Origin of the sequence: Brucella pecoris (genome assembly GCF_006376675.1) — a bacterium.
GTDB lineage: Bacteria > Pseudomonadota > Alphaproteobacteria > Rhizobiales > Rhizobiaceae > Brucella > Brucella pecoris.
Map to the genome: position 1 here is coordinate 15,693 of NZ_VEWK01000002.1, position 26,025 is coordinate 41,717.

The window sequence follows — 26,025 nt, forward strand, 5'->3', positions numbered from 1 at the left end:
CTTCGCCGTCCATCCGGCATTCAGCAGTAAAGGCATCGATAGCATTCGCTGCCGATGCGGCGCGGTCTGCATTTGTAATGTCGGGCATAGTCAATCTCCTGTGGTGCCATGAATGGCGGGTTCATCTTCGAGGTCGACGGTCACCGCCTCGCCGTTGCCGTCGTGCTCGATGACCTTGTAGACATTGGCCGATGTATCCGGCCGGCGGACGATCTCATGTGCCTGCCGAGCCGCGTCATGTGCGGTCTCGGCATCGATGTCGATCTCCCATGTGACGAGATAGCTAGGCATGTCACTTGTCCTTCAGAAACTGGCGCAGATCGACGATCAGTTCCTCGTGCTCTTCCTGCACGGAATCCTCTTCGTCTTCCCACGCATTGAGATTGCGGCGCAGGAGATCCAGCATCACTGTGGAGGCTGCGATCACCGGAGCATTCGATATGTGGCAGTAAGCAACGTGCTCGTAGTTGCCGTCCGCATCGCGAGGGGTGCAGATACCCACCCATTCTCGTGGCGTATTGGCATCGACCTTGAGCATGGTGCAGGCATGTTCGATGTCGAGCGGGCAGTCGTCGACCGCCCACGGTCCTTGTGTGTGGGGCACGGAATTATCCTTTCATGCCGGGTGGTGGTTAAAAATGGAACGCTTCGCTATCGATCATATCAGCTCGTGTAAGGCTGTCCGTGCCGGCGATCGGAGCGTCGATAGAAACGTTCTTGAAGTGGTCGAACTGACGGTTGTAGGCGGTCACTGCCGCTTTGACGGCTTCATTCAGCTTATTGAGCTCGACCCTGTTCCTGAGAGCCATTTCCATAACCGCCGCGATCACGTCCATCTTTGCGGATGGGTCGAGATAGCCGGGGACCATCGGGCGGATAAGCGCTCGCAATTCGTTTGGCTTCTCCCGCGCCATCTTCAAAGACTTGTTGCGGTAGTATCGGCGCATTCTTATTGCCCGCTCTATTTCTGGCGCTCGTTTTTCGTTAGTATATATTCCGGTGCGCGCTCTACTTTCGCGGCGAAGCTGCCTCGCCCTTTCAAGTAGTACGGGATCGTCCCTTATTTTATCCTGCTTTCGCTTGTCTATTTCCTTAGCCTTTTTAGGGTTTTTCTTTCGCCATTGGCGGACATACTCGCGTTTATATTCGCGGTACTTCTCCCGGTTATCCTCGCGCCATTTACGCTTGTATTCGCGCAATTCGTTCTTGAGCCGCTCAACCTCGTCCAGCGCTTCTTCCGGGTCCATCTGCAGGATGCGATCAAAGTCTGCTCTCTTCATCCATTTCGGACACTTCATCTTTAATCTCTTTTCTGCCATGCGCGGCGGGGTGGTCGGGTTTATATGCTTATGTTGATACACTCACCGAAGGGGACCGACAGAGAACCGAAGTCACGGTTGCGACCATAAACGCCCCACAGAACAGGGTGCGGAGGCTCATCACCGAAATCACCGACGTATAAATCGCTGAGGTAAATCGTGGCCTTTGCGTCCGGGTACTCTGCATTGATGAGGCGGAACGTATCGCTAAAGGCAGTACCGCCACCGCCCTTGGGGTGAAGGACCAGCTCGTCGCCGGTCTCAAACTCCTCGACATGGTTCACTGTGGCGTCGGCATAGATGACGGTGAGCCGGTCAACTGCGCCCTCTCCGAAGGCCCCGTTAATCTCAGCGGCAAAGTCACGGAGGATCTCATCATCGATCGAACCGGAAGTGTCGACCGCAATCACGATGTGACTGACGCCATCAGCAATAGTGCCGGGCGTAACGAGACCGAGCGGCAGAAGACGACGGTTCGGCTTCGCCCAGGAAAAGTCACGGGTGCTGGACTCGTCGATGAAGCGGCGGAGAACAGCCCGCCAGTCGACCTTCGGCATGAGCAGCTCGTCGATGATACGCTGCACGCCAGCCGGAAGTTTACCAGCCTGCGCAGCCTTGGCGGTCATGGCAGCCTGCCTGATCTGCGTTTGCATCTCGGCACGCAGCTCGGCCTTGGCTGCCTCGTCGTGCTGTGCGCAGCCATCCATCGTTCCACCGCAACCACCGGTATCGCCCTGCCCTTCAGCGGAGTCGTCGCCGTTGTTCTCGTCGTCGAGGATACGGTAGATCTCCTCGGCTGAAAGACCGGTGAAGCGCGCCTCGAGCAGGCCGCGCTCTGGCATCTTGCCGACCTTGCATTCGACCAGCTCGCCGTTAATGGCGTAGTCGCAGGCATCGTTCCAGCGGCCGGGCTTACGGGACTGGCGTCGGATGTGATGCTCCAGGGCGTTGTGCATGACCTCATGGGCCAGCACGAAAACCAGCTCGTCCTTCTTCAGCTCATCGACGAAGGGCGGGTGGTAGAAGAGATGACGGCCGTCTGTCGCCATCGTATCGACCTTTTTCGGGTCATCCACCTGCACCTTCTTGAGTTGGAGCATGAGGACGCCAAAGAATGGGTGGTCCCACAGCAGCGCCGTCTGAGCGGCGAGGATCTTGTCTTCGGTTTTCATGTTGGCCTCCGTGTATCAGAATGGAATGTCATCCGGGTCGACGCCCTGATCGAGAGTGGATCTCATGCACGCAGCCACTTCGTCTGCATGCAGTGTCGCCTTGAACGCCTGCAGGAGTTCGTCATCTTCGATCGGGATGAAGGGCACGATCTGCTTTCGAGACAGCATGAACCGCCGCTCCTGCTTGATGAACGAAAGGTAGTAAAGGTGGGTGTTGAGAACGGTTTCGGGAAGCGGAGCAAAGCTCCAGCGATTGTCAGCGTGGTCGCTCTTCCTGAAGTTGTTCATGATGACGTCGGTAGTCAGCACGATTCATCTCCTTGCGATTACCAGCGCGGTCGCCCTGGCAATATCCTCTGGTGAGAGTTTCGATTTCAGGATGCTGGTGATGGTGCCCTCCATGACTGGAGAGTCGTCGAGCCAGGCGTCGGGGTGAGCAGTCTCACAATTGACACCCGGATCTATCTTTTGGGCGATCAATGCCTTTCGGCTGCGGCCAATCAAGCCGCCGCTGCTGGTATTGTTGTTGACCCGATAAGTTCGCTTGCGAGGGTCAAAGACCAATGTCCAGTGTGCTGTCGTCTTGTCGTCCTTGATGCCGATGAAATGCCATCGCAGCTCCTCAGCCTGCGTGCCCGGATGGATGTGTTCAGGGTGGAAGGGACCGAAGACCCTGCGAATGATGGCCATCACCCTCTCCTGTATTGGATAGCCAGCGCCGTAGCCCGAGCAATTTGCTCTGGTGAAAGCTTGGCCTTCAGCATGTCAGTCACGCGGCCAGAACTGACTTCCGACCGCGCTGCTTCGGGGAGGCTGAACAAGTCTTTATGGCTTATGGAAGCGGCATACTTTGCTGCCTGCTTGTTTTTGATGACGCGGCACGTATAGCGCCGCGTATCGAATTGAAACCGGAGAGACCACGCCGTGAACTCCCCGTCCGCTCGGACGCCGGAGAAGAACCAAGTGATGCGCGAGGTCTGTTCTTCCGTCTTGTAAGGGCCGAAGATGGCGCGGATTTCTGCCATGGCATCAGCCTAGAGTGACGTCTTGGTTTCTCATGGCCCACGAAGTGAACGTCTGCGTATGGCTGAGCTTCGGTTCACGGCGCACGGCATCGACACACATCATGATTTCAAACTCACGAGGCAGGCGCTGCATGTAAGCCATGCCGTTGTCGAAAGACCGCTCATCAACCTTACGGGCAAGGCCAGACGAGATTGCAAAGCGGGCTGCCGGGTCTTCCGGAACAGGCGCGCTGTTCGGATTGGCGAGTACCAGATCTAGCGAAGGCAAGTTCTGGTAAACACGAAGGAATCCTTCAAGTTCAGCCGCCGCGCCTTCACCAACGATAGCGGATACACCCTGCAGGCGGAGTGCCGTCGGAAGATTCAGGATCTTCGCCGCCTGTTCCCACGAACGGGGCGTTGGGAACGCACGCTCATCATTCTTCGGCATCGAATGGATCAGTGCCGGACGGAACCGAAGGAAGGCAATGAGCTGCGGATCAACGCCGATCTCGTTGAAGTATTCGACGTGGACATTGTCATGTCCGGCGCTCGTATCTGCATCGACGTCGATGTGAGCGAAGCGGTTAGCGAGAGCGGTAGGCATACGCTGTGCCGCAGCACGGTCAGCCTGACGATTGCCAGCCGCAACCACGCGCCAGCCCTTGGGCAGTACGTAGTCGCCGACCTTGCGGTCAAGGACCAGGCCGAACATTGCCGCCATCATCGAAGGTGGTGCGGCGTTCAGCTCGTCGAGGAACAAGATGCCTTCCTCACCGTCACGTTCGGTCTGCGGGAACTCGTCCGGCACTTTCCAGCGGGTGGTCTCGCCGGAAATATCAGGCAGGCCCATCAACGCCACCGAGTCACGGGTCGAAGCGCGGAAGTCTACCATTCCCCATTTGCGCTCGGTCACAATCTGGCGCAGCGAAGCGGACTTGCCGACGCCGGGAGGGCCCCACATGAATGCCGGGATGTCGGCGTCAATGAAGTGGTTGAGCAGAGTCGTTGCGGACTTGAGGTTCATAGAAGGTCTCCGTGTTTGCCATATCTGGCGAGGTTGGGAAGCCCACCGAAGCGTGACAGCCTGACCGCATCAGCAAGATCTTCACCTTGCAGAAGTGAGGCCATCGCATCAGCGAGCGTGTCACGCTCAAAGCGTGGGAAAGGTGTGAGGTTGTATGGCGACAGGTCGTTGGGCGGTAAGTAGTTGTTGAAGTTCGACCGGTATCTCGGAGCCACTTCACCGAAGTAGCCGCGATACCGTGCTCTTGGTCTAGTGTTCGGCGGGCGGTCGAAGGTCAGCTCGTAACGGCGAGTTCCCAGACCGTCATCGAGGACAAGAACAAACCAGAATTTCAGGTGGTATTCTGTGATCTGTCGTGCATACGGGCCGTACATTACGCCGGTCGGCATGTGTTCACTCTATCCAATGTGGTTCGGAGCCTGCCTTGATTTCAGATACCGCCCAACAATGCAGGTTGCCGATCTTTTGCAGCTTTGCTGCTTCGGCGTCTGCCTGTTTCCGTGTCTCGGCGACGATCCAATGATCTTCGATGTTGTTGCCGCCGTGATTGATGGACCAAGCTACGATGAACATGGCATTTCCTTTCTCGCATGATTGCGGGTGGTTATTTCCACACCTGATAGTCCGGGAAGAGAACGGCGGGACCGCATATAAATGGCAGGTTCGAGAATGACGGTTCCCACCCATTGGACAACACATTGTTGCGGTAAATCTCGGTCGCCCGGATGTTTCGGATGTGACGGTCGTTGATCGAACTGGTCTCGCCGACGAACATATCGCGGTACTCGCCCCGATAGAGCACGTTCACGCGCTCTATCGGTTCGTCGAAGAACGTCCGCACATGCTCCAATAGTTTGGCACGGGGAACTACCGTGGCGCGCGCAACCGTAAACCGTTCCTCTTTGATGTCGCCGAGTACCGGGATGAGGAGAAATCGAACAGGCGATGGGTGATTGCGTTCACTCATGCGAGAAAGTCCGACACGCTGTCGAGGATCTTCTGAGCCTCATCGGCCACGTCGCGGCGGATCGCTGGCCTATCGCGCAGAGTCGAGGCATCGTGCTCGGCCAGTGGCTTGAGCCGTTCGACCATGGCGGAAAGCTCACGGTCGCCAGTGATGTTCAATGCTGGCAGGATGCTAATCAGATCGCGCACATTCTCGACAAGGCTGTCGCGAAACACGCCTTCCGTCTTGTCACCCGGACGACCGGCTGGCTTGTAGGCGTTGAGACGCTCGACCATGCGGCCGGTGACGTCTGCCACGCGGCGGTAAACATCGCGCACCGCTTCCGTGGTGGCGTCGGAGACTTGCTGCTCGATTTCCTCGCGGATGCGGTCTGCCTGGGATTCAGACATCTGGACGCGGAAGTCTTCCGAGGTGGGGACCGGAAGAACCTTGCAGGCAACGCCGAACTTGCTGCGCAAGATGTGAGCGTCCGGGTAGTCGTCGTCCTTGAACATGCCGTTCAGGCGGACACGGGCATCGGCCACATATTGCGGGTAGTCGGCGAGGAATTTGTCGACGGCCCGGTCGAACTTGGCGACCTGACCACGCACCCATGACATATGCTGCAAGTATGCATCGCTCGCCATGATGCGACTGCCGTTGTCCATCCATGGCAATGTGCGCTTGAGGAAGTCCGAGCGGGTTTCGCCGACGATGGATACGATTTCCGCCAATGCCTCCTTCGGGAGGAGCAGCTTGTTGTAGCGGCCAGCGTCGGCGGCAGCGCCGTGGTTCTGGTTGACCTCGTCGGTGATCTGCCGGTCAAGGCGACGGCCTGACCATTGCGAGATGGACAGGGAAACGATCATCGCGCGGCTGGCGAGGACCGAGGAAACGGATTGAGGATTGGTCATGATATTCACGGGAGTCTCCGTTGTGGTGCCATAGTTGGCGGAAATGTGGATTATGGTTCGAGGATTGCGCCTTTGGTAACCGCGAAAATGTCCTGTCGGAGGCGCTGCATCGCACGGTAGTTTGTGTCGCGACGGCTCTCGAAATGGAACGCTGATCGGCGAGTGTCGATTTCTTTGACGCCGGTCGTAATGCATGGATATGCGCGGCCAGCATCTGGTCCGGTCATAATTCGGGACATGCAGCGGCAGTCTAGATCCCGGTCAAGGGCGTAGCCAAGCGCACGGTAGCGGTTTTCCATCTCTGCGACCGAAACGCGCTCGCAGCCAATGGCTAGGCGGTGAATAATCTCGGCCTGCAATGCGGGATCAGTCGTCATGGCTGTCTGGCTCCCACAAGGTTTCGAGTTTGTCGGTGAGCGCAGGGAGCCTGACGGCGCGCAGGCCAGACAATTTTATCCCGGCAAGTCGAGCGCGAGCATTCATCTCCTGCGCATCGCGGATGGCTGTTTCGGGATCAGTCTTGCGCAAGAACAATGGGACGAAGTCGCACCAGATTATCGCGAAAATATCCGCAGCCTCTTCGTCATTGCCATCGTCGACGGCAGTATAATGCTCCTCGCAGTCAGGCGAGATGATGAGCTCACGTCCGCTGAAAAAGCACGGACAAGTGAGTGGAACAATGAAAGGACGGGCAGACATGTTCGTCTCCGTGTGCGCATGGTTGCGGGTGAAAGCGTCAACGACCGCGCAACAAAAGGCGGTAGGCGACGAGCGAAGCGGCGATATAAATCAAGCCGATGGCGATAAAGACGGTCTCAAAAGACATAATGTTCTCTGGTGCATGGTTGCGAGGGGGGGGGGCGTGCCGGTTGCGAGGGCGGGCGGTCACGCGGATTTCCCGCCGAGTTGAGTCAGCCGGCTTTAAAAGCCCGGCGCATGGTACACCTCCGGTTTTGAGGGATCGGAAGTCAGCCTCAAGGGGGCAGAGGCCAAACTATCAGGACACGAGCGCTATCGCGGCGGCCCAGAAAGCAAGCATGAAAACCGTGACGACCACGGCAGGCATGACGTCGTAACAAAGGAAGTCAGCCAGTTCGCGGAGTGCATCTTTCACGCGCGCACCTCTATGCGGCAGGAGCCGACGGCGAGAGTCTTTGCGGCGGACACGGCGCGGTAACGACTTTTGTATGTCGTGAGGTGCTCAAGGATTCCGTTCGGGAACTGGATTGCCAGCGACCAGCGGGTCGTCGAGCGGCGGCGTTCGTTCAATATGACGTATGTGTATGCAATGGGCGCTTTCATGGCGCTGATCTCCTCTTTTCGCATGTTTGCGGGGTGTCTGCTTAGTAGTCGAAGGCGCGAAGCGTCAGGCGGTGCGCGAGTTCGCGGCCGCAGTCATAGGCTTCATCAAGCTCGGTGTAGTCGTTGTCTTCACTGCGAGCAGGGTCGGCCCATGTGGAGGACAGCCGGAACTCCCTCATTCCGAGCAGGAAGGCTTTCAGTTTGTGCATGATTCACTCTCCGTGGGTCGCATGGTTGCGGGGTTCGTGGTGCTAGACCGGCACGTATCGCGAGCCATTCCAGACTTGCAGCGTCTCGCGGTTCGCGGAATCGCTGGAGCGTCGGGCTTGGTTCATGGCGTCGTCAGGATCGTGCGCGCCGATCATGATCCAGCCGAAAGGCGAGCGGCACCGGAAGCTGATAAGCCCCGGCGCGGCGAGTGGGAGATGACAGCTCGAAACGCTATTCATTGATTGACTCCGCTACGGGAATGCCCGTGCACGCTTCAAGGTTCGCGTCAGTGGGCTGGATTGCGGCCGACAGGCAGGCGATGGAGTCCGTGGGTTCGGCGAGCGCATACGCTTCAGCCTCACCTGTTACGGGAACGCATGAAGTCCACTGGCCTTCATCGGACGACTGCGCGACGTCGACACATGCTTCAAGGTCGTCAATATCGCGAAATTCTTCGATGATAGTTGCCTTTGTGAAGCCCTTATCGAACGCGACCACGACATATTGCGCAGGCATGTCAGGGCGCGGAATAGGCGCCGTATCATGCGGGAGCGAGACAGGCAGGAAGGCGAGTGCGGCGAGAATGGTTTTCATTGCAGTGACTCCAAGACGCGAGCGGTTGAAAGGCGTGCGCGCATGGCGTCAGACCGCCGAACCGACTCTTCAAGCTCGCGCAGGAAGGCGGCACGTTGTGCGGCCTTGGCAGTCTCAAAATGTGGGTGGCGGAAAGGCGCATAATCAGCCTGCCGCCGGACGGATTCCGGGCGTGAAAGCATGACAATTTCTCCATGAGCGCATGATTGCGAGATCGGCGTGAAGCCGTGAAAAGGCGCACGAAAGCGCCCTTGCAGGGGTTCACGGAAAAGCCGGGCCCTATTCGGACCCGGCCTTGTCGATTTTTCAGGTTAAGCCGCCTTCGCTTCCGCCGTTGCTTCCGGCTTCGCCTTGATAAGGCGTGGGGCAGGCTTCGCAGGCTTTTCCGCCTTTGGCTGCGTCAGGGCACGCTTGTGCATGGCAAGGAAGTTATTCAAGGCGCGAGCGAAAGCCTTGTCGTCACGGCTTGCCGCTTCATCGTCGATGACCTTTTTCGCCGCGGACTCCACACGTTCCATCAGGGACTTGGCCGCCTTGCTCGCGCCTGCATTGGCTTCCTTGGCATAGTTCGCCGGAGCAATTTCCAGCGCCTTTTCAAGGTTCGATTCCTTGCCCTTCGCATAGACGAACGTCTGCGATTCCTTTTCAAACTTCGCCTTCGAGAAAGCGCCTACCCATGCACGCAATCCGGCACGGTAGTTAACCGGCGTGACGGCATAAAGCGCGTTCACATACTTTGCATCGTTGTGTTCATCCAGATGAGCGATAGCCGAATAGGCGAGCTGGTGCTCCCGAGCCGTGAACGTGGCAACATCTTTCCCACGGCCTTCGATTGCCTTGCCGAGCGCGTTGCCTTTGAGAACGTTGAAAGTAGCCATGATGAATTCCTTTTCCATTTGTCGCATAATTGCGGGGTTTGAAGCCGAATAGCTTCACAAAAGGCAGGCTTTCCCTGCCCTTTATGCTGCAATTCAGTAGCCAAGCCATGCCAGAACGGCACCGCCTGCAATGCATCCGCCGTTGATAGCGGCGATTGTTTCGCCGGATACACAATCGAATAGCTCGCAATCGTCAAAATCGATTGCCTTGTGTCCGTGCCGTGCCAATTCAGCGATTGCCGCATTGATTGAGACGTTGCTTTCCATCGCAGTTTCAAAATCCATTGCCTTGCCTTTCCGTTGAAAAAGCCCGGCCTAACCGCCGAGCTATCGCAACGGAAAAAGCCGGAAAGCTTTTTCAGCAATTCCAGCCTTTTCACGTTGAAAATTCTTTGAATGGTTTATCTCGAAACATCCGGCACTTGCCGGGGACTAGCCTTATAGAGCGGCGCATGTTCAGTGCATCAAACCGGGTTATTCCAGCCGGACCGCATATTGCCTATTGTGCTTTGCCTTATCGCCCGTCCCGTTTCCGGCGGCGCATATTCGCAAGCGTCCTATTGTTAAGTCAGGCCGGACTAACATTCACGTTAGATTTTCTCGCAGGCCCCGATTGACTGGCAAAGCTTGTAAGACTTCACACGCATCAATCACCGATTCGCAACCGCGCCTTTGTTGATCCCTAGAACCTATTCAACCCCGCTAATCCACACTGACAAGTCAGTCACGATTTACGTCCGCCTAGCAAGTAACAGGGCAAAAGCCGTTGTCTTGTTTTCAAAGAACCCGCCTGCCCGTTGCCGGTCTGGCGTATCGTTGCCCCGTTGCCGTTGCTTCGATACACATAGAATAATTCAGAGCGTATTAAACGCAAGCGCTATTTTTAATAAATTATACGTTTTGTATCTAACGTATTGAAAACAAACAAAACAAATTTATACGAAACGAATTACATTTCCGCCACAGCTCCCAAAAAACAGGCTATTTTCAAGCCGGTTTTTCAATGGATCGTCGATGCAATAACAAAACAAAAACAATATGTTAGCGCGCTCAAAAACCGTTTGAGCTGTTATGATTTTTGACCGCCGGAAAATTCGATATGAAGCCAGACGGATACTAATGCGTTGATTTTTTTATGAATTTACTTGTTATCAGTTAAAAAAACCATCACCCAGGTATCACGTGCCCGGCCATGCCATGACGGCAGGAAGGCCGCGCCATAGGCCGTCAACCGCATATGCGGCCGGTAGGCGGCAGGCGCTGGCAATGGTGCAAAAGCGGATAGGCTTTTCACTTTTCCCCTTGCGTGGACTCAAATCGGCGAGTCAAACAAATGCCCATAAGCCATTATTGCCAGCGGCGATAAGGTACGGCCCAGACGCCGGACGCCGCGCATGGTGCACATAACCACAATCCACATACGCTAACAGGACTAGCAGAGCGAAGCGAAGGCGAAGCCGGAAGGCACCTGCCATGCCCCACGCCATGCCAGCGCCTGCCCATGCCTGCCCGCTCATGGCGCGCTATGCCCGTGCCCACGTGCACGCCACCCACGCGCCTACCCATGCACCCACGCGCCTACCCATGCGCCCACGTGCACGCCTCATGCACGCCCACGTGAGCCGCCATCAAATGTCATTGCATATCAATGGGTTAGACCCCGTGGCCGGTTAGGTTCTTCTGGCAGGGGGGCGGGGCACCGCGGGTCGGGCGCAGCGCAGTCTTTGAGTGGTTTTGATCATTTCAATTCTACCCTTCCGATTCCGCGAAAGCCGGGTTTGAAAAACCACGATGGGATCACCTGGTCACACGCTGGTAAACGTAGAAAATTCTGGCGACGGGCTACCGGCCAGTAGAAATATTATTCTCCATAGACGCCGCATTGCAGGGTGATCTGTAGAACAAACATATCGTTTGGGGGTCGAAATGCAGATCAAGCTCGGTGTATCCAACATCTCCTCGCTGAAAAGCTTCACCAAACTTTCAGATCGGCTTGCGAGTGGGAAGTTCAGAGACGACCTTCATCGTGGAGTTGTCGATGCTGGTCGCAAGACCAAGACGAAGGTGCAGCGTGCAGTCACCAAGCAAATGAACCTGAAGGCCGGAAACTACAATAAGTACGTTGTCGCCGGTACGCGGGGTATTTCTCGCAAAGCAATTCTTGCCTTTGACATCTTCGGTGTGAAGGGCGGTACGGACATTGATGAATATCGGGGACTTCGCTCGGTTAGCAAACGCAACCGACTGAATGTTGGCCGCACAGCTCTTGAGCGTGGCTCTGTCCGTTCAGGGGTGTGGAACAATCCGCGCATCTTCAAGCGATCGTTTGAAGCCAACGGAAACTTCTACTCAATGCTGCCACCGAGCGCCGGGACGTCTAGTCGCGCTCCGAAAGTGCTTTGGACCTTCGGCCGGAAGCCTAATCAGCCACGAGGTGCAGGCGGCAAGTTCGCCTCCTCGGGGGTGCAGTACGGCAAGATCCGCCGGTTGTTCGGCCCCGCCCTCATGAAGGAAATCCCGGAAGACGAATCCTTGGATACGTTCCTGCTTTTCGGGCCGCAGCTGCTCGAGCTGCATGTTGGTAAGCGCTTAGAGAAACTCATGAGGTTCTAATGGTTACGAAGAAGCCGGCCCCGAAAAAGGCTCCGCTGAAAAAGCCGGCTGCCAAGAAACCGTCAACCAGAAAGCCTCGCGCTTCAATCAAACCAGAGTTGAAGGTCAAGCTGGCGGACATGATTGTCAACCAGACCGACCTTGCTGAAGCGATCGGGATATCGACGCGCCGACTGCGGCAACTGGAGAAAGAGGAAGAGGTCATCTTCTCGGAATCTCTGGGCAAGTACCGGGTGGGCACGGTCTTCCAATCATACGCAACGTATTTGCGCGAAGGCGCCGTCAAGAAGACTGGCAACGAAGGGCTCGATCAGCTGCGAGCTGAAAAGGTAATCGACGCCAGGATGACGCGCATGAGGAAAGACCGTGAGCTCATCTCTCTCGATGAGGCTCTGGGAACGGCTGATGAACTGGCAGGACTCTTCCTCTCGTACTTGAACGGGTTGCCTGCCGAAATCACGAAGGAACCGCGTGAGCGGCAAAGGCTTCATGACATCATTGATAAAGGAAGGCTTCGCCTCGCCGATCGTCTCGGAAAAAAGATCGATACTTTACGCACGGGTCAGGAAGATGCTGACTCCGAGGACGAGGACTAACCCCATCCAATGGGCGATGGACAATCGAGAGTACCCGGAAACTGCTGGTCACCCAGGGCCGAGAGATCCGCACAAGACTCCATACATGACGAAGTTCGCGATGGCTGTTCACGGCCGTACGCACAAGCGTGTTGTGTTCGTTGTCTCCGCCCAAAGTGGGAAAACAGAAACGTTCCTAGACCTTATCGGGGAGCGCTTAGATACGCAGCCGGTTCCGATCTTGTACGTGGGCCCGTCGAAAGACTTCATCACCAACCAGTTTGAGCCTCGCATTGATGAGCTCATGAAGAGCACCTCCCTGAAGGGGCTGTCTGCGGTGAAGTCGAAGCAGAAGAAAACCAAGAAACTCATCAGCGGTGTGCCGCTGCGACTGGCTCACGGTGGGTCATCGACGGCTCTGAAATCAGATCCCTACGGATTGTGCGTAACGGACGAAGTGGATGAGCTGGCTAGCAACCTGAAAGGTCAAGGCGACCCTGTCGGTATGATCGATGCGCGTGGCGACACCTACCCGGATTTCGTCCACGCCATCACGTCAACGCCAAGTGAGGGGGCTGTCGAAGTGGAAACCGACGACGATAGCGGCCTTGAGTTCTGGGCTGAGGCAGATCCAGAAGAGATCAAGTCCACTGTCTGGCGGCTATGGATGACCGGCACAAGGCATCATTGGGCGTGGCCGTGTCCTCACTGCAAGGAATACTTCATTCCTCGGTTCGCTTGCCTGTCGTGGGATAAGCCGAAAGCGGAAGATGGCAGAGAGCTTCCATCGAAGCCTTCATTAGCCATGAAGACAGCGCACCTCGAGTGTCCTCGCAACGGCTGCCTGATTTATGAAATGGACCCCTCTCCTGATGGTGATCCAGTCAAGACGACAAAGGAATGGATGAACGAGCGCGGCGATTATGTTGCGCCTGGACAATCCATCGACACGGACGGAGTCATCCACGGCGAAGAGCCCGAAAGCTGGACCTTGAGCTATTGGGCTTCAGGTCTTGCATCCCCGTTCAAATCGTGGGGCGATCGTGCTGCGGCTTATGTCGAAGCCGTGCGGTCTGGCAATCCTCGGTCCATCCAATCGGTCAAGAACCAAGGCTTCGGTGAGTTGTACTCGCCGGGCGGTGGCGCTGCCCCTGAATGGGGCGAGGTCATGGAATGCACCGACGATTACGTCATGGGCGAAGTGCCTGAAACCGTTAAGGTTCTGACGCTGACCTGCGACGTGCAGCTTGACCGTCTCATCTACGTTATCCGTGGATGGGGTGCTGGCGGCACGTCATGGCTGGTCGAAGCCCGTGAGCTGTACGGCCTGACCGAGGGTGAGGAAGTCTGGGACACGTTCGCCAATGTGCTGACGGATACCTACGACGGCCTACCCCTCAAGCTGGCTTTGGTCGATTCCGGCTATCGGCCGGGTAAAAAGTTCCTTGTTCCCGAGCACCGGGTTTACGCATTCGCTCGTCGCTTCCCACATCTCGTGCGGGCGACCAAGGGATCGTCAAACCCGATGCGCAAGCCGCTCTTGGCAAACAAGATCGACATTCAGATCGGCGGCAAGGAAATCAAAAAGGGTCTGGATCTACTCCGGCTGGACACCGACTATTTCAAGTCGTGGGTACAGCAGAAGATCCGGTGGGCCAAGGACTCGCCCGGTGCGTGGTATCTGCCCGAGGACATCAGCGAAGATTATGCCCGCCAGATCGTTTCCGAGAGCCGCATGCGCGCTCCCGGCGGCAAGGTGAAGTGGGTGCAGCGGGCGAAGGAAAACCACTTCCTCGACTGTGAATCCATGCAGGGCGCCTGCGCAATGATCCTCAACCTGTCCAAGCTGCGAGACGACGTGAACCCTTCGAGGCGCGTTGTTCGTGAAGTTCAACCTACCGAAATGCCAGAAGCACAGCCGACCCGTCCAGCCCCTAACCGGCCTGCGCGGCCATCGAGCGTGTGGGGCAGCAGAGGGAGCATCTGGTGATGGCCGATGAACCAGCACCGAACGTTTTCACGTTCACGCCGGAAGAGAAGGCAGCCTTCCTCCGGGATCTGAAGGAAGCGTATTACCTCGGCGCCATCCGTGTGAAGTTCCGAGAACGTGACGTTTCCTACCGAAACCGCGCTGACATGAAGGCCATCATCGACGAGCTCGAGGCCGAAGTGAACCCGCAACGGCGTCGGAAGCACACGATCCTGACCACGTTCAGCAGGGGGTACTAATGGCGAACCTACTGGACAAGGCCATCGGGTATTTCAACCCGAAGGCCGGGGCTGCGCGCGCGGCGCAACGACGACGCATGGAGATCCTGGATGGCGCTCGTTCATACGAGGGGGCGTCGACCGGACGTCTTGCTAAAGGCATCAACGTTGTATCGGGTACGGCGGATGCAGAAATCCGCAAAGCGGGACAAACCCTCCGGGATCGATCGAGAGAGCTTGTCCGCAATAATCCGATCGCGACAACGATCGTAGGTAAGCACGCCGACAACTTCGTTGGCTTCGGCATTACCCCTCGCGTCAAAGACGAGAAGGTGATGTCGCTGTTCAATAAGTGGAAGAAGGTTTGCTTCTCTGGCACCGGCCTGGACTTCGACGGCGGCATTTATCTGATGGCCCGCATGATGGTTCAGGACGGCGAGGTCTATGTTCGCCGGCGTATCCGCAGTCGGGGCGACGGGTTCCCCGTCCCTCTTCAGCTCCAGATCCTGGAGTCTGAGTATTGCGACTGGAGCAAGCAGGGTGTTCCGCCCGGCAATCCCGGCAATCGGATTGTTCAGGGTGTCGAGTTCGATGCCATCGGCAATCGCCGCGGTTACTGGATGTTCAACGATCATCCGAAATCTGGCCTGTCGTATCTGACCAGTGGCCTCGACAACGTGGCGAGCAAGTTCATCCCAGAGAACGAGATAGCACATCTGTATGAGCCGCAGAACAATCAGGTGCACGGTGTGCCTTGGCTGCACTCGGTGATGAACGAGATTCGCGAGCTGAAAGACTACGAGCTTGCAGAGAACATCCGCAAGAAAGTCGAGTCCTGCATGGTCGGCATGGTCATCCCCGGCGATGATGAAGTCGACGAGAACGATCCGAACATCGGCCTCGACGAGACCATGGACAAGGCAGACCCTGTCGATGTCACGGACATCTACGGATCCCCATTCGAAAGAATGGAGCCCGGCATGTTCGGCGTGTTGCGTGGCGGCAAGGACATCAAGTTCAACAGCCCGGCCATCTCGGCAGGTGTTGAGGCTTACATCCGCACTCGTCAGCGCAGCATAGCAGCTGGTGTCCGCATGCCCTACGAAATCATGACCGGCGATTTCAGTCAGGCAAACTTCGCTTCTGGCAAGCTTGGCCTGCTCGCTTATCAGGGTTTCGTAGAGATCGTGCAGTGGCACTACATCATTCCGATGGTGCTTCAGAAGGTGTGGGATTGGTTTATCCAAGCCGCAATTCTGGACGGTTCAATACCGAAAACATGGAGTGAAGAGGTCGAGTGGGTTCCGCCAGAAGTGGCAAGCATCACCCGCCTTGACGATGCTCGCGCTGATCTCGCTGAGGTCCGCATGGGCAAGCGCTCTATGCAGGATGTCATCGCTGCAACCGGCCGTGACCCGCAGCAAGTCCTTAATGAAATCGATCAATGGAACACTGCTGTCGACAAGACGGCAAGCAAGGTCGTGCTCGACAGTGACCCTCGCAGGGTGACGTCACAAGGCCAAGCGCAGTGGCTTCAGGACGGCGATTCCAACAGCGGAGGCAGCAATGCCAAAACCCCTTAGAGAGGCTCTTGAGAAAGAGATCCGCATCCCTAAGCCTTATGCGGCCTGTGAGGTGCGCTCTGATACCTTCAACGAAGATGACCGAACGGTCGAGGTTTGCTGGACAACCGGCGCCAAGGTCAAGCGGTACTCTTGGGACGAAGGGTACTACATGGAAGAGCTGGCCGTGGACAAGAAGGCGATCCGTATGGACCGCTTCAACGCCATGTCCCTGCTCGATACCCACGAACAGTGGTCCATGGACTCACGCCTTGGCACGGTAATTCCGGGCAGCGTGAAGATCGAGAACGGTCGGGGCTACGCCACCATCAAGTTCTCCCGCAACGAAAAGGCCGAGACGATCCTTCGGGATCTCAAGGACGGGCACCCGCTGTCCATCTCGGTTGGCTACAAGATTCACCGATACGAGAAGACCGAGGGGTCGGACGGGCAACTGCCTATCCTCCGGGCGATCGACTGGGAACCGATGGAGCTATCCGTCGTGCCCGTACCGGCGGATGCCGAGGCCATCTCTCGATCCGAGCCAACCGGCAAGGACGTCGAAAAAGTTCTGGTTCGCCAGGAAACCCCTGAAGCGGTCGAGTCCGCAAACATCACGGAGACTACACCCATGAATAAGCGCGAAGCAGCTAAGTCCTACAACGGAGATAAACTCGCGGCCCTGGCCCTCGGCGCTGGTATTTCCCGCAGCGAAGGCGAAACCGACGACGCTCTGCGCGCTCGCCTCATCGCCGTTTACGACGAGGAAGACAAGCAGCGCAAGGAAGCTGACGATGCGGCCCGCGCCGCAGCTGAAGCCAATCAGACCCGTGCAGCACAGCAGCCGGTAGCGCCTGTCACGCAGCCAGCTGCCGTCAGTCAGGCAGAGGTCGCAGAGCAGTCCCGCGCTGCCGTCGCTGCCGAACGCAAGCGAGTCAAGGACATCAATGACCTGGCACGCACGGCAGGCTTTGAGGTCAACGACGAAATGGTCCGCACCGCTGTCGACGCCGGCACCGATGTGGAAGCATTCCGCAACGCCCTCTTCGACAAGATGGTCGAGCGTCAGGCGGCCAACCCAACCTTCCCTGTCGTGGAGACTCGCGGAATGCAGGACTCTCAGGAAACCATGCGCCGTATGGTTGCTAACGCAATCCTGCATCGCAATAACGTGGTCACCAAGCTCGAAGACGGTGCCCGCGAATGGCGTTCCATGTCCACCATGGACATCGCCAAGGAACTGCTGCGTGCCCGTGGCGAAAGCACCCGTGGCTCGATGCACGACGTCGCACAGCGCGCTCTGCACAGCACGTCGGACTTCCCGATCATCCTGCAGGACATCACGACGCAGACGCTTCTCAATGCGTACGGCCTGTACGAAAACACCTTCCAGCTCTTCGCAACCCGGACTGTCCTCTCCGACTTCCGTGAAACGAAGGTGCTCGATATCGGTTCGGCTCCTGACCTGCTGCCGAAGAACGAGCATGGCGAGTTCCAGTCCGGCACCCTTCGCGAAAGCGAAGAAGGTATGAAGCTCCAGTCGTACGGTCGCAAGATCGGGTTCACCCGTGAAATGCTGATCAATGACCAGCTGAATGCATTCATGCAGCTCGTCGCGAACTGGGGCTTGAAGGCCGCCAAGCTCGAAGGCGACATCGTCTGGGGCGCGATCCTGAACAACGTCCTGAAGCTGAAAGACAACAAGGTTCTGTTCCATACGGATCACAACAACCTTGCTGGCACCGGCACCGCGATCGATCAGGCAGCGCTTGAAGCAGCCCGCCTGCAGTTCCGCAAGCAGAAGAACATCGACGGTGAATCCATCAACGTCACGCCGAAGTTCCTCTTCGTCGGCGCGGACAATGAAACCGTCGCTCAGAAGCTGATCACCGGCATCACCGTTCCGACCACCACGGCGGACGTTGTCCCGCAGGTGATCCGTTCGATCCAGCCGGTTTACGAGCATCGCATCGACGCTCTGGCAACCAAGGCATGGTTCCTGTTCGCTGATGCGGCATCGACCATGGGTCGCGGTATTCACTACCTGCACCTGCTTGGTTCCGAAACCCCGCGTACGAACGAGCGTCTCGGCTTCGACGTTGAAGGCGTCGAATACACGCTGGCTCACGACTTCGGTGTTGGCCTGACCGACTACCGCTTCGCGTACAAAAACGCCGGCACCGCCAAGTAATCTGGCCTTCGGTCACCATCACCAAGGGCGCTGACCCACGGTCGGCGCCCTATCCATTTGTGCGAAACAAGGGAGCATCCCCATGCGCAATTTCATTCAGCCCGGCAAGGTTATCACCGTTGTCGCGGTAGCAGCCGTCACTTCCGGTTCGCTCGTTGTCGTCGGCAAGATCTTTGGTATCGCTGCCACCTCGGCCGCTATCGGCGAAGAGTTCGAACTAGCTCTCGGTGGCGTGTACGAACTTCCCAAAGTGTCCGCTGAAGCTTGGACTGTCGGCGCCGAGATCTACGCTGACGCCTCTGGCATCGCTACGACGATCGCGACCGGTGCCACCAAGATCGGTGTCGCCGTGGCTGCAACAGCCAACCCGTCCGGTGTCGGCAACGTCCGCCTCAACGCCAACTTCTAATACCGGTGCGCGGTGGCTTGGGAACGGGCCGCCGCCCTCCGTATGGAGTGACCAATGAAACAGTACATCGTCAAGCTGGATACCATTATCCAGGGTCGCCCGGTGTCAGAGAAGGACATTGTCTCTCTCTCCGACAGTGAAGCGAAGGGTTACAAGGCCGCCGGTTTGATTTCCGCGGTCGAGGCTGACGAACCAGAGAAGCCGGTAGCGGCTCCTGCCCCAGCCAAGAAGGCTGAAAAATAAAGAGGTTTCGCCATGGCAATGTTCGACCGGATGGACAAAGTTGTTAGCAAGACGGTCGATCGGGTGAATGCGATCCCGTTTGTATTCACCCCCCATGCGTCGACTCCGAATGGTCGGGCTGGCCCGGACGCCACCCGTAAGGTGGTCAACGGCAAAGGCATCTTCGATTACATCTCGGTCGAATACGGTGTGCAGCTCGGAGTGCGTAGATCATATCGTGAAGCGAACGATCTGCGTTCGCTCCAGTCCGGTAGAGATCCGCAGCTATCTGTCGACCGCCTTTATTTCCCGGTTGGCGCAGAGGAGCCCAAGCAGGGCGACCTGGTGGTTTTCCCAACCCGGCCGGAGCTTCCTGACTTTCAGGTCGTCTCATCACAGCGCGACGGTCTATCCCGCATAGTCCTTATGCTGGTGCAGCTCGGAGGTCAGGCATGAGCGTCTATCGCAGCATCACCCGCATGGCAGCAGTCTGCGCGCTCAACAATTATTTGGAAGCGCCATGGCCGACTCTCGCCGGGCCTTACATCTTCGATTCCAAGATCGAGCCGGTTGAAGACATGAAGATCGACAGGGTGTTCCCCTGCGTCGTCATCTATACCGACTACGACAAAGACCCGTGGCCCAAGTCCGGCCGTACCTACGAAGACCGGTTCATGTCTCTCACCTTCGAATTGCTGGTGGTGCAGACGGTGAAAAAGGACGAGGAAGGTAACGCCGAGCCTTACAGTCTCGAATGCCCGTCGACTGACAGCGAGATCGAGACGACGCTGGATGCTCTCGAGCTGCAGGTGTTCCGCGCCCTGACCAAGGGTAGCACCGCCAGTGACGTCTTTAACTATCTCTGCCCTGCTTACCAGAACGTGGTTAGCCGTCGCGGTGCATCAGTTGAAGGCGGCCTGCGTCTCGCGGCTCGTCAGGTGACCGTGGAAATGAAAGCCATCCGGGAAAACGCTATGGGCGTCATCCCACCTGAGATTGGCGCATTCCTCAGCAGGCTCCAGACATTCAGCGATTACAGCGACCGCATCGACGACATCACCGCCATGCTCACGGCAAATGCGAATGACACGCCAAATGACCGGGCAATGAAGACGCTCGGTTATACCCGTGACCTCGCTGAGAAGCTGGGTTCCCCGACAGGCGCGCAGCCTCTCCTGGCAACGCCGATCGTCTGGCATCACCAAGGGATTCCCCTATGAGCTCGTTCACCGTTTTCGATCGACTAATCGAACGGCTTGAGGCGGTGGAGTCTGTTGTCCGCCGCATGACCGTCCGCCAGAACAACATGTTCCGTGAAGGCGTCGTGAAGGAAGTCGACTACGAGAACGGCACCGTCATCATCACGGCTCACGGCATAGACTCCCCGCCGACGTCATGGTCCGAGCAGGCAGGCGACATCAACGAGTGGACGCCACCGTCGGTCGGGCAGCGGGTCATGCTGCTCTCGCCAGACGGAGACATGGCGAAGTCGGTCATGATCAAGGGCGGGTTCACCGACGATACGCCACAGCCCCACAATAAGGGTGCTGAGAAGCGCGTCGTAATCGGCGGGACAACAATCACCCACACGGCGGAAGGCCTCTTCATAGAAGCCAATGGGACGACGTTTCAGTTCACCGGAGAAGGATTCGTCCAGGTCGGTGGCAAGCAAGAGCACGACGAAAAGAACGTCGGCAGCACGCATATCCATGGCGGCGTAGTGCCTGGAGCAGCGAACACAGACGTCCCTGCAAATTAAGGAGCAGAGCAATGAGCAGCAAGAAAACCTACATTGTCAACGCCGACGGCTACATCGCAGGTGCAGGCCGCAAGAAGGGCGACAAGATCCAGCACATTTCAGACCGCGAGGCCAAGTATCTCGTGTTGTCCGGCCTTGTTTCTGAGATCGGCACGAAGTCGGCCGCCGCGCCAAAGGCAGAGCCGGACCCGTCTGCGCTGGATAAGAAGACGCGCTAATGGCTCGAGTAGGCATTGACGCCCAAACGGGCCGATGCCTCTTCGGATGGGACCACTGCCGGCAGAGCATAGTCACCATTCTGACGACCGAGCTTGGCGAGCGCGTGCAACTGCGCGGCTTCGGGTCCGACATCCCCAACATCATCGACCGGCCACAAATCGTCGAAACCATCATCGATCTGTATGTCGCGACAGCACAGGCTCTTGAGCCTCGCATTGTCGAAGGACGTCAGCTCGGTGAGCCAGGGTTCGTCCTCTTGCGCGCCAACGTAGATGCGGGAACGCCGGGCATCGTCAAGCTGGAAGTGGGTGGTGTGTTCTTCGAGAACGGCCATCTCGGTGACTATTCCAACCCCGTCGAACGAACAGCCATTCTCGCCCTGAAAGAAATCGAAGGGGGGATTCTGGCTGTGGCGTGACGCTGTCCCTGCGAGAGGATTCGCCCGTGGCTATCGACCTGACACTTGTCCCACTGCCGGATGTGATCGAGACGCTCGATTACGAAACCATCTTGAGTGAGATGGTCGCCGACTTCAAAGAGCGGTGGGCCGTGGTGCGGGAAACAAAACCAGAGCTCCCGGCGTACAACGTCGAGATGCTCGAGACTGACCCGGTTAAGATCGTCATCGAAGCTTTCGCTTACCGAGAGCTGTTGTGGCGCGCTCGTGCGAATAACGTTGCTCGCGCACTTATGTTGGCGACAACGACCGGGGCGGATCTCGATAACTTCGCAGCCGACTTCGGCATGACCCGTCGCATCATACGGCACGACGCCGATGGCAACCCCATCTACGAAAGCGACGAAGAGTTCCGTCAGCGGCGCAATCTGGCACCGGACGGCTATGCCGCAGCCGGACCAGAGGATGCATATCGTTATTTCGCATGGTCAGCCGACGGCAGCATCAAGCAGGTGCAGGCCATCAAGGGCGAGAACAATCGGTGCGATGTCATCCTCCTCGGACGTAACGGGGACGGCACAGTCGACCAGGATGTGGTCACGAAGGTCTACGATGCGCTGTCAGCAAAAACCCGTAGGCCATTGACCGATAACGTTTATGTCCGATCCGCTACGATTGTCAGCCAGGTCATTCGGGTGAAGGTCACTGCGCAGACAGGACCGGACATCTCCACGACCGTCGCCAAGGCCAAGGCATCGATTCAGGCATACGCCAGTTCAAGGTCTGCAATTGGCACTGTGCTGCGCGCAGACGGTATCGTCGCCGCCGCTCATAACGGCAATGCGCTCGAGAGCGTGGTGGTGGTCGAGCCATCAACCGATGTCGATCCGGGCAAATACGGAACGGTCTATGTACCAGAGGTAATCGTCGAGGTGGCGTGATGGATAGCGGTGAGTCGTTGCTCCCACTGAACGCGACCGATTTTGAGAAGGCGCTTGAAGGACTTGCTGCCTTCTCCGTCAATCGGGTGGATGTCGATCTCGTCAAGAGAATGCGCGATCCGTATCTCACTTCGGTCTCGCACCTTCCATTCCTTGCATGGGGACGCGGCGTTGATCTCTGGAGAGACAACTGGCCGGAGTGGAAGAAACGCCGGATAACGGCTGAAATCTACGGCATGAAGGGCCTGAAGGGCACTCTGCCGGGGATCAATAAGTATCTGTCTTTTGTGGACGCCAGCATCTACGACGCGGTCATCCCGCCTGTCGGCATGTACCTGACGGACTATTCGGCTGAGGCGCTCGACAAGTGGCGGGAACAGTTCGCCGAGCTTCGGCTCTATCCTTACAGCATACCGGGTGAGCGCCCGGCCTTCGCTGTCGGAGATGGACTGCGCACAGTGCCGGGTTACGTTGGCGGATTCTTCGTTATGGAGAACGAGGCTGCACGGTACTACGGGCGTCGGGCCACTATCGTCGAGGATGAGGTGGAGACCGAGATCCGGTCATTCGACCAGATCGGCACATGGGGCAGCGATGCGGCGGTCGACGTCACAACGTTTGCCATACCAGCAGACTACAACCCGATCGATACCGTCGTGGACAATTGCTACGTGGGGCTTTCCTACGTCGCCGACAAGAACCGTGGCCGGCTGATCACCATCGGTCAGGACGGAACCTTCGGCTCTGGGCAGATCCCGCACGGCGTCGAGAGCGTGACTCCGCTGAGTATCGCGCCAGAGCGAGTCTACGAACGGCATAGCGCGCGCTACCTCGAAGCCTTTCTGGCGACGGGAAGCAAGACCGGCGTCAACTACACGCATGTCTATTCGGATGCGTCTGCGCTCCACATCTACGACCGCTGGCGGTTGCTGGATGATACCAAGGCGCGGATCGGACAGGCGGCTGGCCTGTTCTCGCCGTTCATCAACTACAGCTACATCGGCCTCACTTCATACACCGCTCTGCTCAGGGTCAAGGCTACCTACCGCAGAGAGGGAATGTGGAGCTACGTCGGTCACGCTTTCGTCGGCAATTGCCATATCGGTCTCGCGACCGAGCGCGTCAAGGACGTCGGGGAAGCGATCTACAAGTCGCGTTCTCTGCGTGACCAGATCTGGTTCACCACGGCGACCTACCGCCCCATGCGCATCGCCGATCTAAGTTTCACAGCCGACCAGAAATGGGACGGCATGGTTCCCATTGAGAGGACTTCACTATGAAGATTGCCCGCTTTACCGCCAACCAGAACGCGACCCTCAGCGATTTCGAGAACCTCGCTGAGTTCCCTCGCGATGCCATGGATACCTTGATCTCGGCAGCAGTCAGCGGCGCACTCGATGCTTGCTACTCAGGCGCAACGGTCGCCAAGACGGCAACGACGCAGGTCACGGTTGAAACGCCGGTCATCCTTTTCAAGGACGGCAAGCTCTTCACGGGCAGCGACAGCCCCACTGTTTTGAACCTGCTGGCGCATATGCCGACCTCCGGCAACCGTCGCATCGTGGCGGTGCTGCTTCAGGCACAGACGGCGAATGACGGGACTGAGCCTCGCGATTTCGTGGTCAATGGTTCGGTCTATCCGCCGCAGGTGGATCCGCAGCCAACGGCAACCGTCGAATGGCGCAAGGTCAACGTGGCAATCCAGCTCGGCGATCAGGCACCCTCCCCGGTCAAGCCTGTGGTCGACAGTGCCAACACGGTCATTGCGTGGGTGACGCTATCTTCCACGGAAATCGTACTGGTCGAGCAGAGCACAGACAATCGCATCACCACGATGCGCTCGCTGGACTCCCGCGTGCAGGTGCTCGAAGGCTGGATGGATGAAACGCAGCCGGTCGTCGAAGGTCTCAAGACCGACGTGTCCAAGCTGGTTGCATCGAACGCCGACAAGTTGTCGCGCCAGATGCAGATCTACCTCCTCGAGCAGCTCGCTCGCGTGGCGGAAATGACCGGGATGCCGGAAGGAAAGTCCTACTCGAAGTCGGATTACTTCCTCGACGAAACGGACAGCGATCTCGAGCACCTGCAGTCGGTGACGAAGGTGGAAGAAGGCATCCGGTTCGCTGACGATAACTCGGCGCAGATCACCCTCGGCCTTCTGACACCATCTGACACCAGCATTCAGGTGTCGACGGGCGGCATGGTCTTGCCGCGCTATACCGAGAATAACCTGATCTCGATCACGGAGAAATCGACCGAGCACGCTCTTGCAAACGGCGGCTCGCAGACGATCTCCTACACGCTGAAGACTATCTCGAAGACTCGTATCCGCTACGGCGACCCGTTCCTCGTCTGCACGAACGCAGCGTGGTGGGGCACCGGCCGGTACGATCAGACGAAGGGCATCTTCTACAAGAACGACGGCACGAACTATAACGTCGAGTTTGCGCAGGATAACGGCGGCCCGGCGCATTACATCATGCGCCTGCGTCAGATCTTCTACGACACCTACGAAGAGCCATATTGGGCGGCAACAATCGTGCAGGCGTCTTACACCGGACAGGTGGCAGGCAATACCTTCATGATGCCTCGCTCTGGTTGGGTTCCCGGTTTCAACATCTACTTCAGTCGCGTTGATGCGGGTGGCGGTGACGTCCGTCTCGGGCTTTGCGAGGTGTTCGAAAACGGTGCGCCAAACTACGGAAGCTGTCTGGCGGTCACCACTGTTGCGGCGGCCGACCTGAAGATCCACCCGATCGCGACAAAGTTTGCAATCGAACCGGTCTTCCTCGAAGGTGGCAAGCGGTACGGTTGGTTCGTCATCACCTCCGGCAACCACTGGCTGGCGATGGCTGAAAACAATAAGTACGCACAGGGTTCGTTCTTCGTATCGACGGACGGCCTCTGGTCGCAGGGTAGCATTTCTCTCGACGCCTGCTTCGAAGTGCTGGTTGCAGAGTTCAGTGCCCCTCGCGTTACTGTAAACCTGACGGCGTGGAATCTCTCGGGTGGTATCTGCGGCATTGACCTTCTCACCAAGCAGGTCGTGCCGGATGGCTGCGAGATTTCGTATGAGGTTCAGGTCGGCTCGGTCTGGCATACGATTGAAGCGGTGGCGAGCGGGGTCTCGCCGCTGTTCAATCTGCCGGCCAACATCAACGCTCGCATGGTCCTTCTGGGCACCACAGAGCTGATGCCGGGCATTAACCTCGGGCAGTCGAATGTCACGGTCTCGCGCCCGCGTACCACCGGTGTTCACATCACCAAGGAACGCACGGCACCGGGCCCGGTCACAGAGGTTATTGAGATCCTCGTGCTCGAGCATTACGACGAGGTCAACCATGACCTGACGTGTTCCATCCTGACTGGTTCGGGCTATGGCACAGAGACCGCGCCTACGGCCGTTACCGACGAAGTGCAGGCAGATGGCTCGATCCGTCGCGTCTTCACCTGGACGCTCGGAGCGCCCATCACGTCATGGAAGCGCAAGACGACATACGGCACTAGCTCGGCGCTGGCTGTCTTCCTCGTTTCGTCCGCGACAAGTGCGTCATACCCATAAC

General features: G+C 57.6%; 38 protein-coding genes. 16 read left to right on the top strand and 22 right to left on the bottom strand.

The features are described 5' to 3' along the window. Nucleotides 1-90: 90 nt before the first annotated feature. The 22 genes from FIB18_RS03255 to FIB18_RS24745 all read right to left on the bottom strand — a co-directional run bounded on the left by FIB18_RS03255 (nt 91) and on the right by FIB18_RS24745 (nt 10,660). Nucleotides 91-291 (bottom strand): hypothetical protein, encoded by a 201-nt coding sequence (locus tag FIB18_RS03255; protein ID WP_140019421.1) that lies wholly within the window; start codon nt 289-291, stop codon nt 91-93. Between the two features lies 1 nt (nt 292). After that, nucleotides 293-604 (bottom strand): hypothetical protein, encoded by a 312-nt coding sequence (locus tag FIB18_RS03260; RefSeq protein WP_109369035.1) that lies wholly within the window; start codon nt 602-604, stop codon nt 293-295. Nucleotides 605-632: 28 nt separating this feature from the next. Further along, nucleotides 633-1,298 carry a hypothetical protein gene (locus tag FIB18_RS03265; protein ID WP_140019422.1) on the bottom strand — a complete coding sequence of 222 codons (666 nt, stop codon included), beginning with the start codon at nt 1,296-1,298 and terminating at the stop codon, nt 633-635. 41 nt (nt 1,299-1,339) lie between these two features. Next, nucleotides 1,340-2,491: a vWA domain-containing protein gene (locus tag FIB18_RS03270; protein ID WP_140019423.1), complete on the bottom strand. Its 1,152-nt coding sequence runs from the start codon at nt 2,489-2,491 to the stop codon at nt 1,340-1,342. Between the two features lie 15 nt (nt 2,492-2,506). Then, nucleotides 2,507-2,800, bottom strand: coding sequence for a hypothetical protein (locus tag FIB18_RS03275; RefSeq protein WP_109369032.1), 294 nt, complete (start codon nt 2,798-2,800; stop codon nt 2,507-2,509). Between the two features lie 3 nt (nt 2,801-2,803). Continuing rightward, nucleotides 2,804-3,181: a hypothetical protein gene (locus FIB18_RS03280; RefSeq protein ID WP_109369031.1), complete on the bottom strand. Its 378-nt coding sequence runs from the start codon at nt 3,179-3,181 to the stop codon at nt 2,804-2,806. Then, nucleotides 3,181-3,516, bottom strand: coding sequence for a hypothetical protein (locus FIB18_RS03285; protein ID WP_140019424.1), 336 nt, complete (start codon nt 3,514-3,516; stop codon nt 3,181-3,183). Before FIB18_RS03285 ends, FIB18_RS03280 begins: the two co-directional genes overlap by 1 nt. A gap of 4 nt (nt 3,517-3,520) precedes the next feature. Beyond that, nucleotides 3,521-4,522 (bottom strand): AAA family ATPase, encoded by a 1,002-nt coding sequence (locus tag FIB18_RS03290; protein ID WP_140019425.1) that lies wholly within the window; start codon nt 4,520-4,522, stop codon nt 3,521-3,523. Continuing rightward, the gene (locus FIB18_RS03295; protein ID WP_151589698.1) at nt 4,519-4,911 is read right to left on the bottom strand and encodes a hypothetical protein; all 393 of its coding nucleotides are present in this window, start codon (nt 4,909-4,911) and stop codon (nt 4,519-4,521) included. The genes FIB18_RS03290 and FIB18_RS03295 overlap by 4 nt, the downstream gene beginning before the upstream one ends. A 4-nt stretch (nt 4,912-4,915) precedes the next feature. Beyond that, nucleotides 4,916-5,095, bottom strand: a complete 180-nt coding sequence (locus FIB18_RS03300; RefSeq protein WP_140019427.1) for a hypothetical protein — start codon at nt 5,093-5,095, stop codon at nt 4,916-4,918. A 31-nt stretch (nt 5,096-5,126) separates the two neighbouring features. Further along, nucleotides 5,127-5,489 (bottom strand): hypothetical protein, encoded by a 363-nt coding sequence (locus FIB18_RS03305; protein ID WP_140019428.1) that lies wholly within the window; start codon nt 5,487-5,489, stop codon nt 5,127-5,129. Further along, nucleotides 5,486-6,391, bottom strand: a complete 906-nt coding sequence (locus FIB18_RS03310) for a hypothetical protein (RefSeq protein WP_140019429.1) — start codon at nt 6,389-6,391, stop codon at nt 5,486-5,488. The genes FIB18_RS03305 and FIB18_RS03310 overlap by 4 nt, the downstream gene beginning before the upstream one ends. Nucleotides 6,392-6,432: 41 nt before the next feature. Further along, nucleotides 6,433-6,759, bottom strand: coding sequence for a hypothetical protein (locus tag FIB18_RS03315; protein WP_140019430.1), 327 nt, complete (start codon nt 6,757-6,759; stop codon nt 6,433-6,435). Continuing rightward, nucleotides 6,749-7,081 (bottom strand): hypothetical protein, encoded by a 333-nt coding sequence (locus FIB18_RS03320; RefSeq protein WP_140019431.1) that lies wholly within the window; start codon nt 7,079-7,081, stop codon nt 6,749-6,751. Before FIB18_RS03320 ends, FIB18_RS03315 begins: the two co-directional genes overlap by 11 nt. A 411-nt stretch (nt 7,082-7,492) precedes the next feature. Next, the gene (locus FIB18_RS03325; RefSeq protein WP_140019432.1) at nt 7,493-7,684 is read right to left on the bottom strand and encodes a hypothetical protein; all 192 of its coding nucleotides are present in this window, start codon (nt 7,682-7,684) and stop codon (nt 7,493-7,495) included. A 41-nt stretch (nt 7,685-7,725) separates the two neighbouring features. Next, nucleotides 7,726-7,893: a hypothetical protein gene (locus FIB18_RS24740; RefSeq protein WP_158295685.1), complete on the bottom strand. Its 168-nt coding sequence runs from the start codon at nt 7,891-7,893 to the stop codon at nt 7,726-7,728. A 42-nt stretch (nt 7,894-7,935) separates the two neighbouring features. Continuing rightward, complete coding sequence (locus FIB18_RS03330) at nt 7,936-8,133, bottom strand: hypothetical protein (RefSeq protein WP_140019433.1); 198 nt, start codon at nt 8,131-8,133, stop codon at nt 7,936-7,938. After that, on the bottom strand, nt 8,126-8,488 hold the full coding sequence (locus FIB18_RS03335) for a hypothetical protein (protein WP_140019434.1): 363 nt from the start codon (nt 8,486-8,488) through the stop codon (nt 8,126-8,128). Before FIB18_RS03335 ends, FIB18_RS03330 begins: the two co-directional genes overlap by 8 nt. Beyond that, on the bottom strand, nt 8,485-8,670 hold the full coding sequence (locus tag FIB18_RS03340; RefSeq protein ID WP_140019435.1) for a hypothetical protein: 186 nt from the start codon (nt 8,668-8,670) through the stop codon (nt 8,485-8,487). Before FIB18_RS03340 ends, FIB18_RS03335 begins: the two co-directional genes overlap by 4 nt. 129 nt (nt 8,671-8,799) lie before the next feature. Continuing rightward, entirely contained in the window at nt 8,800-9,366 is a 567-nt protein-coding gene (locus FIB18_RS03345; protein ID WP_140019436.1) for a hypothetical protein, read from the bottom strand. 93 nt (nt 9,367-9,459) lie between these two features. Then, nucleotides 9,460-9,651, bottom strand: a complete 192-nt coding sequence (locus FIB18_RS03350) for a hypothetical protein (RefSeq protein ID WP_140019437.1) — start codon at nt 9,649-9,651, stop codon at nt 9,460-9,462. Nucleotides 9,652-10,507: 856 nt separating this feature from the next. Continuing rightward, nucleotides 10,508-10,660 carry a hypothetical protein gene (locus tag FIB18_RS24745; protein WP_158295686.1) on the bottom strand — a complete coding sequence of 51 codons (153 nt, stop codon included), beginning with the start codon at nt 10,658-10,660 and terminating at the stop codon, nt 10,508-10,510. Between the two features lie 632 nt (nt 10,661-11,292). Here FIB18_RS24745 and FIB18_RS03355 point away from each other — a divergent pair. From FIB18_RS03355 to FIB18_RS03430, 16 genes are all read left to right on the top strand, one after another. Then, on the top strand, nt 11,293-11,979 hold the full coding sequence (locus FIB18_RS03355; protein ID WP_140019438.1) for a hypothetical protein: 687 nt from the start codon (nt 11,293-11,295) through the stop codon (nt 11,977-11,979). After that, the gene (locus FIB18_RS03360; RefSeq protein WP_140019439.1) at nt 11,979-12,575 is read left to right on the top strand and encodes a hypothetical protein; all 597 of its coding nucleotides are present in this window, start codon (nt 11,979-11,981) and stop codon (nt 12,573-12,575) included. The genes FIB18_RS03355 and FIB18_RS03360 overlap by 1 nt, the downstream gene beginning before the upstream one ends. Beyond that, nucleotides 12,469-14,544 (top strand): terminase gpA endonuclease subunit, encoded by a 2,076-nt coding sequence (locus tag FIB18_RS03365; RefSeq protein WP_407921843.1) that lies wholly within the window; start codon nt 12,469-12,471, stop codon nt 14,542-14,544. Before FIB18_RS03360 ends, FIB18_RS03365 begins: the two co-directional genes overlap by 107 nt. After that, nucleotides 14,544-14,783: a phage head-tail joining protein gene (locus FIB18_RS03370; RefSeq protein ID WP_140019440.1), complete on the top strand. Its 240-nt coding sequence runs from the start codon at nt 14,544-14,546 to the stop codon at nt 14,781-14,783. The genes FIB18_RS03365 and FIB18_RS03370 overlap by 1 nt, the downstream gene beginning before the upstream one ends. Then, complete coding sequence (locus FIB18_RS03375) at nt 14,783-16,345, top strand: phage portal protein (RefSeq protein ID WP_140019441.1); 1,563 nt, start codon at nt 14,783-14,785, stop codon at nt 16,343-16,345. The genes FIB18_RS03370 and FIB18_RS03375 overlap by 1 nt, the downstream gene beginning before the upstream one ends. Continuing rightward, a complete protein-coding gene (locus FIB18_RS03380; protein ID WP_140019442.1) occupies nt 16,329-18,515 on the top strand; it encodes a prohead protease/major capsid protein fusion protein in 2,187 nt (728 codons plus the stop codon). Before FIB18_RS03375 ends, FIB18_RS03380 begins: the two co-directional genes overlap by 17 nt. Nucleotides 18,516-18,597: 82 nt before the next feature. Continuing rightward, the gene (locus tag FIB18_RS03385) at nt 18,598-18,924 is read left to right on the top strand and encodes a DUF2190 family protein (protein ID WP_140019443.1); all 327 of its coding nucleotides are present in this window, start codon (nt 18,598-18,600) and stop codon (nt 18,922-18,924) included. 54 nt (nt 18,925-18,978) lie between these two features. Beyond that, nucleotides 18,979-19,167 (top strand): hypothetical protein, encoded by a 189-nt coding sequence (locus FIB18_RS03390; RefSeq protein ID WP_140019444.1) that lies wholly within the window; start codon nt 18,979-18,981, stop codon nt 19,165-19,167. 30 nt (nt 19,168-19,197) lie between these two features. Further along, nucleotides 19,198-19,602, top strand: a complete 405-nt coding sequence (locus FIB18_RS03395; RefSeq protein WP_140019445.1) for a hypothetical protein — start codon at nt 19,198-19,200, stop codon at nt 19,600-19,602. After that, entirely contained in the window at nt 19,599-20,366 is a 768-nt protein-coding gene (locus FIB18_RS03400) for a hypothetical protein (RefSeq protein ID WP_140019446.1), read from the top strand. The genes FIB18_RS03395 and FIB18_RS03400 overlap by 4 nt, the downstream gene beginning before the upstream one ends. Next, nucleotides 20,363-20,905 carry a phage baseplate assembly protein V gene (locus FIB18_RS03405; protein ID WP_140019447.1) on the top strand — a complete coding sequence of 181 codons (543 nt, stop codon included), beginning with the start codon at nt 20,363-20,365 and terminating at the stop codon, nt 20,903-20,905. Before FIB18_RS03400 ends, FIB18_RS03405 begins: the two co-directional genes overlap by 4 nt. A gap of 11 nt (nt 20,906-20,916) precedes the next feature. Beyond that, complete coding sequence (locus FIB18_RS03410) at nt 20,917-21,123, top strand: hypothetical protein (protein WP_140019448.1); 207 nt, start codon at nt 20,917-20,919, stop codon at nt 21,121-21,123. Beyond that, nucleotides 21,123-21,542: a GPW/gp25 family protein gene (locus FIB18_RS03415; protein WP_140019449.1), complete on the top strand. Its 420-nt coding sequence runs from the start codon at nt 21,123-21,125 to the stop codon at nt 21,540-21,542. The genes FIB18_RS03410 and FIB18_RS03415 overlap by 1 nt, the downstream gene beginning before the upstream one ends. 26 nt (nt 21,543-21,568) lie before the next feature. Then, nucleotides 21,569-22,462, top strand: coding sequence for a baseplate assembly protein (locus FIB18_RS03420; protein WP_140019450.1), 894 nt, complete (start codon nt 21,569-21,571; stop codon nt 22,460-22,462). Then, a complete protein-coding gene (locus FIB18_RS03425) occupies nt 22,462-23,742 on the top strand; it encodes a phage tail protein I (RefSeq protein WP_140019451.1) in 1,281 nt (426 codons plus the stop codon). Before FIB18_RS03420 ends, FIB18_RS03425 begins: the two co-directional genes overlap by 1 nt. Continuing rightward, on the top strand, nt 23,739-26,024 hold the full coding sequence (locus FIB18_RS03430; protein ID WP_140019452.1) for a hypothetical protein: 2,286 nt from the start codon (nt 23,739-23,741) through the stop codon (nt 26,022-26,024). The genes FIB18_RS03425 and FIB18_RS03430 overlap by 4 nt, the downstream gene beginning before the upstream one ends. Nucleotide 26,025: the final 1 nt, after the last annotated feature.